Source organism: Sphingobacteriaceae bacterium GW460-11-11-14-LB5, from assembly GCA_002151545.1.
Taxonomy (GTDB): Bacteria; Bacteroidota; Bacteroidia; order Sphingobacteriales; family Sphingobacteriaceae; genus Pedobacter.
Window position 1 is genome coordinate 1,367,863 of record CP021237.1, and the last position, 13,503, is coordinate 1,381,365.

General features: G+C 39.0%; 8 protein-coding genes. 4 read left to right on the forward strand and 4 right to left on the reverse strand.

Annotated features, from left to right (window positions below; all coding sequences use genetic code 11):
* Positions 1–73 precede the first annotated feature (73 nt).
* From CA265_05650 to CA265_05660, 3 genes are all read right to left on the reverse strand, one after another.
* Entirely contained in the window at positions 74–283 is a 210-nt protein-coding gene (locus tag CA265_05650; protein ID ARS39183.1) for a hypothetical protein, read from the reverse strand.
* Between the two features lie 192 nt (positions 284–475).
* On the reverse strand, positions 476–1,615 hold the full coding sequence (locus CA265_05655) for a hypothetical protein (protein ID ARS39184.1): 1,140 nt from the start codon (positions 1,613–1,615) through the stop codon (positions 476–478).
* 235 nt (positions 1,616–1,850) lie between these two features.
* Positions 1,851–2,576 carry a DNA-binding response regulator gene (locus CA265_05660; protein ID ARS39185.1) on the reverse strand — a complete coding sequence of 242 codons (726 nt, stop codon included), beginning with the start codon at positions 2,574–2,576 and terminating at the stop codon, positions 1,851–1,853.
* A 452-nt stretch (positions 2,577–3,028) separates the two neighbouring features.
* Here CA265_05660 and CA265_05665 point away from each other — a divergent pair, with 452 nt between their 5' ends.
* The 4 genes from CA265_05665 (at position 3,029) to CA265_05680 (ending at position 10,370) form a co-directional block, all read left to right on the forward strand.
* Complete coding sequence (locus CA265_05665; GenBank protein ID ARS39186.1) at positions 3,029–4,033, forward strand: LLM class flavin-dependent oxidoreductase; 1,005 nt, start codon at positions 3,029–3,031, stop codon at positions 4,031–4,033.
* A 490-nt stretch (positions 4,034–4,523) separates the two neighbouring features.
* Entirely contained in the window at positions 4,524–4,991 is a 468-nt protein-coding gene (locus tag CA265_05670) for a hypothetical protein (protein ARS39187.1), read from the forward strand.
* A gap of 157 nt (positions 4,992–5,148) precedes the next feature.
* The gene (locus tag CA265_05675; GenBank protein ID ARS39188.1) at positions 5,149–6,924 is read left to right on the forward strand and encodes a Xaa-Pro aminopeptidase; all 1,776 of its coding nucleotides are present in this window, start codon (positions 5,149–5,151) and stop codon (positions 6,922–6,924) included.
* A 776-nt stretch (positions 6,925–7,700) separates the two neighbouring features.
* Complete coding sequence (locus tag CA265_05680; GenBank protein ID ARS39189.1) at positions 7,701–10,370, forward strand: hypothetical protein; 2,670 nt, start codon at positions 7,701–7,703, stop codon at positions 10,368–10,370.
* A 639-nt stretch (positions 10,371–11,009) separates the two neighbouring features.
* On the opposite strand, the gene CA265_05685 is transcribed toward CA265_05680, so the two are convergent.
* Positions 11,010–13,376, reverse strand: a complete 2,367-nt coding sequence (locus CA265_05685) for a hypothetical protein (protein ID ARS39190.1) — start codon at positions 13,374–13,376, stop codon at positions 11,010–11,012.
* Between the last annotated feature and the right edge of the window lie 127 nt (positions 13,377–13,503).

Here is a 13,503-nt window from a genome sequence, read left to right on the forward strand (position 1 = left end):
ATTTTAAATCATGTTAAATATCCGGTATTTAAAATATCACAGATAAATTCCTGATCACCCTGTTTGCTACATTTTAGGACGTTAATTCTACCGTACTCAGTAAATGTATTTTTGTTGCAGCAAGTCCCCGTGCGGTAAGCTCGATTTCAAAAGAAATCTCATCATTGATCCTGATTTCTTCCTGAAGTTCCATTAGAAAGAATTGAATTTTCTGCTCATTTTCATCTTTAATAATACCATGTCCACTATTTTGATTTACATAGCATATCGTACCCTTTCTCATTTTTTAATCTGTTTGGTTAAGATTTATACTTAATTCATTAACGAAGAATTATCTAAATATCAAAACGTCAATTAAGATGGTTTAATATAGTAATAATTCTGTTACATTAAATAAAAGAAAGCGATAATATTTTTCGTCGGAGTTGAAGATGTGTTTAAGGGAAGTTTTTCTTATTTCAGCTAAATTTAAATGTTAAACATGGATCGTTTGTTCGGTTTTTTTATCTTCAGATTCTATTGTTAACGCATTTAATGAAATACTGATGCTTAAAGTATAAAAACCTTCTTCGTCAATGCCAGCGGTCATTTCGGCATTTTGATGGTAAGCATATTTTAGCCGGTTACGGATATTATCCATTCCAGAGCCAAAGCCTACCTTACTTTTTACTAAGCGGGGTAAATTGCGGCTTTCGATATGTAGTTTGCCATCAAAGGTATAAACATCTATTGTGGCCTTATTTTCTATATCATTAAGGTTTCCATGTTTAAACATATTTTCCAAAATCGTAAGCAAAACAAGTGGAATTAATTTGATTTCACCAAGATCAGGTCCGCTGGCCAGTTCAATATAAATGGCACCCTGGGTAATGCGGTGCAAACCAATCAGGTTTTCACATTGCGAAATTTCCTCACTAAGATATACGAAGCCCTCATTATGCTGAGTGTTGGCGGCAAAACGCATCATATCAGAAAGATAAAGCATCACTTTGGCATCTTCAGGCGAGTAGGTGCTTAGTTTCTGGTGTACAAACTCAAATGTATTAAAAAGCAGATGGGGATTAATCTGTGCTTTCATAAAAGCATTCTTAGACATGGCCAGCTCCTTATCCATTTTTTCCTTATCAATAAGCATTTGAAAACGCTGTTTTTCAATACGGGATTTCTCTGCTTTTTCTTTAATGAACCGCTTTAAGAAATAATAACCTGTAGAAAAAAGAAGAAAGAACGAACCTCTGTAAAGTACCTTGGTTACCCTGATCTTAAGACTTGGTAATTTTCCAGGTAAAATGTTAGTATAAGTATTTAGCAGAATATCAACACCGGTAACTATACCCAAATAAGTCAGGATGGTGAGCATAACCACTAAGGGGACTTTCCATACTGCTTCATTAGGAAATGTTGTTGCTTTTTCCATCAGTAAAGCATAGGTGTAAAATAAGGTAATATTAATGGTATAATGAATAGCATAGTTTCCAAATGTGCCTAACATACCAATAAAATAAACAACCATAACGGTTTCCCAGATGATAAATACCGACCATGCAATTATGTGTATCCGGTATGTATACAACCAGTTTTGCAACATACTGTTGCTCCATTTTAACCTATTCATAAAGACTTATTTACTATTTGTGTAACAGTTAAAGTTATAAGGTGTTGTCGCCGCTAGTTTTCGAAAAAAAACGATTATGAAAACTCAAAAATTAGCCAAAAGAACACTTTTTGTATTTAAAAAAAAATATAGTGGAAAGTTAGGTGAAACCACCACCACCTCCGAACCTACCACTACGACATTTGTTACAAATACAGGTATCATTTAAAATTGTTGAATGTTTCATCAGTAGCCGTTATTTTTTACGGCTACTGATGATTAGCTTTTCAGCAATAAAATTTTTAAATTCATTATAATAAATATCGCCTACGGTAAAGCTAATGTGGTTATTCAGGGTAATCCGGTTGCCATCTACATACAAAATCTTATCAATGGCAACAATATAACCGCGGTGTAATTGTATAAAATCTTTTTTAATACTCAGCTGCTCCCGAACATCTTTTAAGCTTAAGTAAGCAATAATTACTTTTTCTACGGTATGTATTTTAATGTAATTATGAAAACTCTCAAAAGCAATAATATCTTCATATTTAACCATCACCGCACGGTGTTCCTCTTCTTTGTTTTTAACCAGAAAATAATCTTCGTTGGCTCCACCTGTCATTTCCTGTCCAAAAAGCCGGGTAATGGTGGTGGCAAATTTGGCATAGCTATAGGGTTTAAGCAAATAAGCATCTCCTGCAGCTTCAAAAGCATCAAAAGCGTATTCCTGGTGCGAAGTAGTAAAAATGAGCTTTCTGGTTCTAAACCGGATGGCCTTGGCCAGTTCCAGGCCAGAAATCTGGGGCATTTCCACATCCATAAAAATTACATCAACCGTTTCTGAGTTGGCCAGCTCTCTTAAAGCCGTAATTGGATCAGTATACTGCTGGACGAGCCGCATGTTTGGAGTATCCTCAATATATTTTTGTAGCCCCGCTAAGGAACTAAACTGGTCGTCTATGGCTATGCACTTAATCATCTTCAAAAAATCTGTTTCTCTTATAACGAAATTACGCCTTTTCGTACCGAAAAGGGAACTATCTGTACGGATTAATTTTAAGTCTTTTTCTTATTTACTAATTTAACGCAAAAATGTGTCAATTAAGTTTACAAGATGCAGGCAATAGCTACAATCCATAAAAATATTCTGGAATACCTATAAAATACACGTCACCATTAATGGTTTGGCTTACCGAATTATAAGTTTAATTAAGCTAAGAGCGCAGGTTCGTTCTTTTTGTTACAAGAATATACATACTCCTACAACTGTGTAGTCCCGACCATCTAATTAGCGCTCTCATTCTTTAGAATCTTCAATGGTTATCATCAGTGTATTGATTAGTGTTGGTTAAACGTCATATATATCCAGATAAACATGACTTGGTTTTATTAAAGATATTTTTGCAGCATAGATTTTTATCCCTTTAATTTATGGCTGATCACTTATTAAAAAACGTACCTTATTCCGTTCTCGATCTTGCAACCGTTTTAGACGGTTTTACTGCAGCAGATACCTTTAAAACAAGCCTCGATTTAGCCAGGCAGTCTGAAGATTTGGGTTATACACGTTACTGGTTTGCCGAACACCATAACATGGCTGGTGTTGCCAGCTCGGCAACGGCGGTGCTTATTGGTTATGTTGCCGGTGGTACAAACCGTATTCGTGTAGGTTCGGGGGGTATTATGCTGCCCAATCATGCGCCATTAATTGTGGCCGAACAATTTGGAACATTGGCATCTCTTTACCCCAATCGAATCGATTTGGGTTTAGGCAGGGCACCTGGAACCGATCAGGTTACGGCGGTGGCCATCCGTGGTGAAAATTTTAGTGCTGTTCATAGTTTCCCCAGAGATATAGATAAATTACAGCAATTGTTTTCTTCAGATAATAATCGTGCGAGTGTAAGGGCCATTCCTGGTGAAGGATTGGATATTCCGATCTGGGTGCTGGGCTCGAGTACCGATAGTGCACGCTTGGCAGCAGAAAAAGGACTTCCGTATGCTTTTGCCAGTCATTTTGCCCCGGCCTATTTCGAACAGGCCATTTCCATTTATCGAAATAACTTTAAGCCATCTGTATTTTTACAGGAACCCTATGTAATGGCCTGTGTAAATGTGGTCGCTGCCGATACTGATGAAGAAGCAGAACGTTTATCAAGCTCTGTAAAACGTATGTTTTTAGGTGTTATTACAGGTAAAAGAGAATTGTTGAAACCTGCAGTCGATGATATTAATGTGTATTGGGACCAGTTGGAAAAAGAAGCGGTAGAACAAATGTTGTATTATTCATTTATCGGCAGTGCTAAAACGATCACCGAAAATTTAGAAGCTTTTGTATCGAAATACGGTGTAAACGAGATCATGAGTACCTCACATATTTACGATCATCAGGCAAAATTACATTCGAATAAAATTTTTGCAGGCTTGTTCAGTTAAATCAAACCCATTTAGCCGGCTTCACACTACATTCGATGTGCAGAAATCTCGAACTGCACATCGATTATTGTTATTGTCTTAACACAGGCTTCATCTCAATATGCTTGCTTTGTTTATTAAATTTTTCTAAATCAATGAAGAAAGCGTTACTGAACCTGATGGTATAGGTGCCTAAATGTTATGTTATCATATAAAATGCCTTATTGATATGCCCGACCGTACCGTACTTTTACCCTTTTTGTACCTAAAGTATAGGAATTGAGGCTTACATTGATAACATTTGTACAGCCTATATTAATTTACCTATGTACTACAGTGGTGTAACTGTTGATGATGAGCAGCAACCATTTATGTACGCCATGATGATATTAACGGTAGATTCTTGCTTTAAATGTTATTTCGGTAAACCGATCTCCATAAAACGTTTGACTGGTAACATTGATACAGGGATTATGACTTAATAATCTGCCGATAAAAAATGAAATAGCTTATGATCGAACTTACATACCTTTTTAAACATGAATTTTTAGAAGACGTATCCTATCAGTTAATGCGGGCCGGCATGGAAGATCCATGGTTGGTGCTGTCTGGATGTAAAGTGTTGGGTATTATTGATGAAGTTGAAGGCAGCTGGATCCAGATTGTAGGAGGAGATATTCCTCCAGCAGCAATTGAAGGAATGGGGAAACTGATTAGTATGCAGCAGTTTAGCTGGTTGCCGAATCTGATTAAAAAACAGTGGCCCAATTATGTACTGGATGTGATTGTGGAAGATATAGACCGTTATGAAATAATTTGCCCTAAAGAAGTTTGTCTAAAACGGTTTCAACAACGTTTTACACTAGGTATCCACGCATTGGCCCAAAGAGAATCAGCTCTTGTTTTTAATGTGCGGAGCTTTCAGCAATCAGATAGTTATGAGGTGGTTAAAGCGCCCGCAATTGACCGGTATGTTTAATTCCTCTTTTTGTATTGGCGCTTAATATTTTTTAAGGGTAAACCAATTTGCTAAGGTCATCAGGATAGGCTACGTAATATTTGTATAATTCTTGTTTGTTTAAGTGTCAATGTCAATCTAATATTTAAATTTGGCCCGACAAAAAACCTTCTTCAACATGACCTTTGTAGAAAAATTGCAGGCCTTACGCCAATTAATGGCTGTACAAAAAGTAGATGCTTATATCATTACCGCGGCAGATCCTCATATTAGTGAATATTTACCCGCGCATTATAAGGCTATTCCTTTTGCCTGCGGATTTACAGGGTCAGCCGGAACGCTGGTCATTACTCAGTATTTTGCAGGGCTGTGGACTGACTCGCGATATTTTACACAGGCTGAAACGCAACTGAGCGGTACCGGTTACGAACTGGTAAAGTTGAAAGTGCCTCATACACCCGAGTACATCGATTGGTTGCTCCAGGTTTTACCAAAGGGTGCAAAAGTAGGTTTTAACCATCAACTCATTACGGTTGGCTTAGCCCTCGAGATGCAGAATAGTTTGGCCCAGCGTGCAATTGAGATTACTGACGTTGATTTTATCAGCACGATTTGGCTCGATAGGGTAGGGTTACCCGTAGAAAAGGCCTTTTTAATTGGCGAAGAAGCTGCGGGGCTTAGCATTTCGGCTAAAATAAACGAGGTAAGGGCTGCTTTAAAAATAAATGGGGCAGATTATCATTTCATTTCATCGCTTGACGACATTGCCTGGCTTTTTAACCTCAGGGGAAAAGATGTAGATTATAATCCGGTAACTTTAAGTTTTGCACTTATTGCACCTGCTGAGGTGAAACTCTTTATCGACAAGCAGAAATTATCACAAACAGATATCGATACTTTAAATCAACAAGGTATAACTTTGCACCCTTACCATGTGGTGGCTGATGCATTAAAAAACCTCCCAAAAAATGCACAGATTTTTATCGATCCAAAACGTACCTGTTTCGGCTTGTATCAGTGCTTGCCAGGTGGTTCTAAAATCATTTCAGGCATTAACCCAAGTACACATTTAAAAAGCCTAAAAAATAATACAGAAGTTAGTCATATTCGTAAAGCGATGTTAAACGATGGCATAGCGCTAACGAAATTCTTTAAATGGATGGAAGATCATTTGGGGAAAGAAAAGATTACAGAATGGTCTGCAGCAGATAAACTGGCCACGTTTAGGGCCGAGCAGACATCTTTCGTTGGTTTAAGTTTCAATACGATTGCTGGCTATAATGCCAATGGTGCATTGCCGCATTATAGTGTAACAGCAGAAAGCAATCAGGAAATTTTAGCTGATGGTTTGTTTCTTGTCGATTCCGGGGGCCAGTATTTGTATGGTACAACCGATATCACCAGGGTAATGCCCATTGGTAATTGTTCACCAACCCAGGCCGATGATTATACTTTGGTGTTAAAAGGCCTGATAGAAGGTTCAAAACTGATTTTTCCGGAAGGTACCAAGGGTTATCAAATCGATGCTATTTGTAGGAAACCATTGTGGGAGCACGCCATAAATTTTGGTCATGGGACTGGTCACGGTATTGGTTTTTTTCTGAATGTACACGAAGGACCTCAGAATATTAGCCCGGCTAATGTAGATGTTGCCTTTAAGCCAGGTATGGTAACCTCCATCGAACCGGGGATTTATCGTCCTGGAAAACATGGTGTGCGTATCGAAAACCTGGTTTTATGTATCCCTCAGGGCAATAGTGAATTTGGTGACTTTCTCACTTTCGAAACCTTAACCTTATGTTTTATCGATACCACAATCATCAATAAAACACTTTTGGCGCCAGATCAGATCGCCTGGTTAAATCAGTATAATCAAATGGTACTTGATCAGCTACAGCCACTTCTTTCAACAGAAGAGGTAGCATGGTTAAAAGAGAAATGTAAAGCAGTTTAATAATCCGCATCGGGATGCTGAGCTTGTTGAAGATCTTATGCTATAATGCCTTAAATGCCCTTATACTTTTTAATTGGTAATCATTTGATAGAGGAAAGCAATTCATGCATTTCAATTAATGTCAGCCACGCTTTCCGCTATAGTCCTCATTTCATTCGAAGCTGCCGCTGCAATCGCTTTTAGGTAGCCGATATAGCGATTAATAATCTGCGTGTTTTGCGCAATCTGCGGGAAGTTAAATGCTCCGGGTATTTCAATATAATCGTTGTGCCTTAAATGCCCTTATACTTCTTAAATGTTAATCATTTGATATAGGAAAGCCATTCCTGCACTTCAATCAATGTCAGCCGCGCTTTCCGCTATAGTCCTCATTTCATTCGGAGCTGCTGCTGCAACCACTTTTAGGTATATGGGGCTGTGCTGATGGGGTTGGCTTCCTCTCAGGGATTAATCATCTGCGTGTTTTGCGTAATCTGCGGGAAGTTAAATCTGAGTCAACCTATTTTGTTCATCTTGCTCGCTGCTATGCACTATCGCGCCTATCCGCTCCGCCTCAGGCCCAACTCCCCATAAATACACCAATTCTTTACCGATTTTGCGCTATTTTTAAGTTCGATGCCAGCTTTATCTTTTAAATTTTATTTTTGATTAAACCACATCCCTAAATCCACTTGGTCATCATGAATCGCAAACCACAAAAGAAGAGATCTTTATCTATAATAACTTTTAAAGCAATATTTTGCTGTATTTTACCTTTTCTAAATATTGAGGTAATTATGGCCCAGTCGCCATGGATTGCTTTAGGCAAAAAGCCATCTACTTTGGGCCTCGAAAATGGGTTCTCGACTTACCATACCGGAGCATTTACCCTAAAGCTCGTTAAGTCGTCCCAAACAGTGGCAAGTCTTCAGCCCAAAATGGTTAAGGATTTCGATTTTGTGCCCAGCGACAGTTTAAAAGTGCGGAGTTCAGATGGTTTATACCATTTGGGTGATATCAATTTAAAGTTACGCTACATGGGCGAAGAAAGCTGGAGAAGTTTCAGCACGGCCGCAAAACGAAGTCCCGTAAAAAATATTCCCATGGGTAAAAACATACTCGCTGCTGCAGATCTGGCTGCAACGCTTCCTGCTGATATTCCGTTACAGGTTAAACGGATCTGGGAAATGTTAAATGGAAAACTGGTGCTCCGCTTCGAACTCAAAAACAAGACCGATAAAAACATAGAAATTGGTGCGTTGGGTATCCCGATGATTTTCGATAATATTTTAGAAGGCCGCACATTGGAGCAAACCCATGCTAAAAATGTTTTTTACGATCCCTACATCGGAAAAGATGCGGGTTATTTGCAGGTTACCCGCTTAAGTGGTCATGCACCATCTTTGCTTGTTACGCCTTTAGGACATACGCCATTTGAAGCTTACAATCCGCTTAATGACGACCGGACACCCCGTGGAATTGCTTTTGAAGGCTTTTACGAATGGATGGTATACAGTAAAGCCTATGCCGAAAATGAATGGAAAAACGCTGAGCAATGGAACACCGCAACTTCCACCTTTTTAAAGCCTGGCGAAAGCCGAAGTTATGCCCTTCAGTTTATCCTTTCAGGAACAGCAAAAGATATAGAAAGTAAACTGATTGAAAATAAAAGACCGGTAGCGATAGCTGTTCCAGGTTATGTGCTGCCTAAAGATGTGGAAGGGAAATTATTTATCAGCTACCCTAAAAAAATTAAATCTATTCAGGTTCTGCCCGAAAACGCCTTGAAAGTAAGTGTTTTAGCCTCTACCAAAAATGGATGGAAAACTTATTCCGTAAAGGGAAATGCCTGGGGAAGAGCAAGGCTGTCCATTACCTATGAAGATGGCCTGGAGCAAACGATAAATTATAAAGTAATTGAAGCCGAAAGTGATGTGATTGCTAGTTATGGTAATTTTTTAACAACCAAACAATGGTTTAACCAGGCCGATCCTGTTTTTAAAAGAAGCCCTTCAGTGATTACTTATGATAATGAAAAACAACAACAGGTAACGCAGGATAACCGGGCCTGGATTGCTGGCTTAAGCGACGAGGGCGGGGCCGGATCATGGCTGGGTGCAATAATGAAACAACTGGTACAACCCAAAAAAGAAGAAGTTGATCAGCTGAAACAATTTGTAGATAGTGTAATGTTTGGCAGAATACAGCTTAAAAACGGCCCTCAGAAATATGGCGTAAAAAAGAGCTTGTTTTATTATGCGCCAGATTCACTCCCTAAAGATACTTATGCTGCAAATATCAATTTTAAAACATGGTCTGCATGGCCAAAAAAAGAAGCTGATAACCTGGGCAGGTCTTACAACTATCCGCATGTTGCGGCTGCCCATTGGGTAATGTACCGGTTGGCCCGAAATTATAGCGGCCTGGTAGCAGAGCAGAGCTGGAAACAACACCTGATTGATGCGGCTGAAACGGGTATGGCTATGGTTAACATTGCCCCTTATTATGCACAGTTTGGCCAAATGGAAGGTACAGTTTTCTACCTCATCCTAAACGACCTTAAAAATGAAGGATTAACAGATGAAGCAACCAGGTTAGAAAATGAAATGAAAAAGCGGGCTAATCACTGGCGCTCTTTACAATATCCCTTTGGTAGTGAAATGCCTTGGGACTCTACAGGTCAAGAAGAGGTTTATGTATGGTCGAGCTATTTTGGCTATCAGGACAAAGCAAATGTAACACTTGATGCCATCTTAGCCTATATGCCTGTAGTGCCGCATTGGGCCTACAATGGTAATGCCCGCCGGTATTGGGATTTTCTTTACGGAGGTAAGCTTTCGCGTATCGAGCGGATGATCCATCATTATGGTTCGGCACTCAATGCCATTCCTGTATTGATGGATTATCGTAAAAATCCCGGCGATTTCTATCTTTTGCGAGCAGGTTATGGTGGACTGCTGGGAGCGATCTCCAATATCACTCAGGATGGGTTTGCGCCTGCAGCATTTCATGCTTACCCTTCAACCTTAAAAAATGACGGCATTACCGGCGATTACGGATCTGGTTTTTTTGGCTACGCTGTTAATACTTCATCGTATGTATTAAACCATCCTGAATTTGGTTGGCTGGCTTTCGGTGGCAACCTGAACAAAACAGGTAATAACATCAAGGTTAAATTAACTACAGCAGCAAAATCTGCGGTTTACATCGCACCTGCAGGACTTTGGATTAGCCTTGACGCCGGAACCATTGATGAGTTAGATTACAATACGATAAATGGCGAAATTCGCCTAAAACTGAGCAAGGCAAATGCATATACACCTAATGCCATGATGAGGTTGCAGCAACCGGCAAAAGTTAATGGTATGGGTTCTTATACTGTAAAAAGCAATAACATGAAGAAGAGGGGAGGATATGAATTTCCACTTAACAAAGCGCACACCACTGACATCATTCTTCAAAAGTAATATCAATTAATCTACTCTCTCAGCCTCGTGAAATAAAATTTACGGGGCTTTTTTATGGTATCTTTATTTTGATATTCAGTAGGATATGAGCTTTATTTATATGTTGTATTAAAATATTTGAATATAATTAATTGTAATTAAGTTTGTTAAGTTGTGAAATATTGTTTTTTGAGCTTGTTGATAAGAATTTATATCATCAAAATGAGGCTATTTATAGTTATACTTTTACTTTAAATAATTCATTTTAATTTTTGTTAACCAAACTATTATATTTTATTAAAGTAATATTGTCCATTTAAATTTTAATCCATCATTCTCATTTGTAACGAGAATGAACGAGAAGGGCGATTTTATCGCCCTATCAACAACTCTTATCGCCACATTACAAATGTGGATTTCAATAATCTTCGCTACAAACGAGGACTATATCTTTCCGTGTCTTTTTGCTTCCCTGACTAAAAATTAATTGTGCTATTTACAATCGTCCTCGTTTATAACGAGGATGGACGAGAAGGGCGATTTTATCGCCCTATGAACAACTCTTATTACCACATTACAAATGTGGATTTCAATAATCCTCATTACAAACGAGGACTATATATCTTGCCTTCTTCCGTGGCTAAAAATCATTCGTGTTATTTACAAACTTTCCTTAATTATTCTTACGCTATAAATAGGACCTGCACTATTTTTTGCTTTAGGGAATAGTTTTACGGTTACTTTATTTTTGCCTTTGGTTATTTCAACAGGGATTTTATAAGAAATATCATAAAAGCGGCTTTCTTTATATTTGTTCAGATCTTCAGTGGCAATGTTTACACCATCAACCAGCACATCGAAATTCCGGCCACGGTTATCCATGCCCCAATAAGAAGCGATTATGGTATTTTGCATAGTGGGATCTACCTTCACTTCAAATTGTAAGAAACCGTTTTCACCTGCAACGCGCCATTTACTGCCATGATCTTCGCCCATATATTCTTTAGCTGCACTAAAGTTGTGGTCGCGTTCTGGCTGCATTTCGCCAAACCTGAATACGTCAGTCGTTTTATCTTCTAATTCTTTCTGTTTACGTTTTTGCTCATCGTATATTTTTTGTTGTACCGTCCATTTTTCTGGGGTAAATACATCCCAGTAAACGCTGTAGTATTGGTTTTTGGTTTGATAAAACGGAACTAAGGTAACATCTTGTGGTTGCGCAATATTTTTTGTTTTAAATTGAAGTTCTTGTTTATTTACTACGCTCAACCAATCTTTAGGATCATTATTGGCACTCACAAATACCGGAACCCCCTTTACCGGATCTGGTTCTGTTGTTCCCAGCACACCAGCCAAAAGCACTGGCCCATAAAAAACAGCTCTTCGATCGGCATTATCTGGCATCGCTTCTGTGTACAACTTTTCCGGTGTGGTGTAGGTGATTTTGTCGTTGTTTTTCCAAATGCGGGTAATTACATAATAACCCGTTTCATCCGGAGTAATTTTTTGCAGCTGCCCATTCACAGCAATTGTGGTTTGGCTAGACCATTTTGGCTTTCTCACCCGGATAGAAAATTTTGAACCTTTGACTAAGCTTAGGGTTAAATTTGTTTGGTCGCCTTGTGGTAAAGCCGTTTGTTGTGTAATTTTTATTCCTTTTTCTTTCCAGTCTAAAACCGACGGAATAAAAAGATTCACATATAAACTGCCGTCGCTTCCCCTTGAATAAATGCTTTCATTGTATTTAACATGGTTTTCCATGCCGGTACCCACACAACAGGTAAAGGTGTTAAATTTATCGCTGTATTCTTTTTTTCCACCCATACGCAGTGGTACAAAATAGCAGGTCATACCGTCATCATGGTTCTGAGAAGCCAGGATGTGGTTATAAAGTGCTTTTTCGTAATAATCAAACAGTTCGGCGGATGGATTTTCTGCAAACAGATGCCCGGTAAGTTTGAGCATGTTGTAGGTATTGCAGGTTTCGGTGGTATTTTCTGTGAGTTTATCATTCAGTTTATCCGGCTCGCTCAGGTATTCGTAATTACTGTTTCCGCCGGTTACATAAGAGTGGTGATAAACAATCGTTTTCCAAAAGAAATCGGCAATGGTTTTATCCCGTTGGTCGCCGGTAATTTCATGTCGCCTTGCGCTGGCAATAATTTTAGGGATCTGCGTATTCGAATGTTTTCCGGGTAGAATGTCTGTTTGCTGCGCCAGCGGGTCGAGTATGCGTTTGTCGTAGAATTTGTATGATAAATCGAGGTATTTCTTTTCTCCGGTAATCGCATAGAGGTTAACCAGGGTTTCGGCCATTCCGCCATACTCACAGAACAGCATTTTTTGTAAAAGCTCATCGTTTAAGCCTCCAATGGTAGTGCCTGTCCAATCGGCCAATGCCACGCATGCACTCAATGCTTTTTTATTGTTCGTATACAGGTAGGCATCGAGCAAACCGGCCATAATTTTATGCACGGTGTACCAGGGTGCCCAACCGCCATTCAGGTCGAAACCTCCGGTTTTAACATTGCCTTTTGCCAGCTCGCCCCAAATTTTATCTTCATTGTTGAAAGCACCTAAATAGCCGTTTTTTCTGGCTTTCTGGCACTCTACCAGTTCATCTACGATATAATTTGCTTTTTGCAAAAAAGCAGGATTTCTGCTCGAAGCATACTGCATCGCTATAGCCGAAAGGTAATGCCCAAGCGAATGCCCGGCCAAACCATCACTTTCCCATCCTCCATAAATTTTGGCTTTCGGTGTTAAACCTGCGTTTTTTCTAAAGCCTGATAGTAAACGGTCGGCATCAATAACCGATAGGTACGCCTCATCAGCTTTCATCGCCTTTTTGAAGGTGCTTTCCAGAAGATTTACCTGCGAGAGGTCGAAAGCATAAGCTTTAATTGGTGTGGTGTTTTTAACCTTTATGCGGTTATCGTTAAAATGAGGGACATAGTTTTGGGCATTAGTACTTAATGCAAAAAAGAGCGCACAGCTGAGCAAGCTTTTACCAAGGTGGTGATTCATAGTTGTTAGGGTGTTTAGGGATATTTTTTACTGTTTAAAATTATGAATTTGCCAGGAGGATAAAAGCCCTATAATTTGCCGGTAATGTGCAGATTTTACCTTTCTTTTTCGCTATGATGAAATTTAT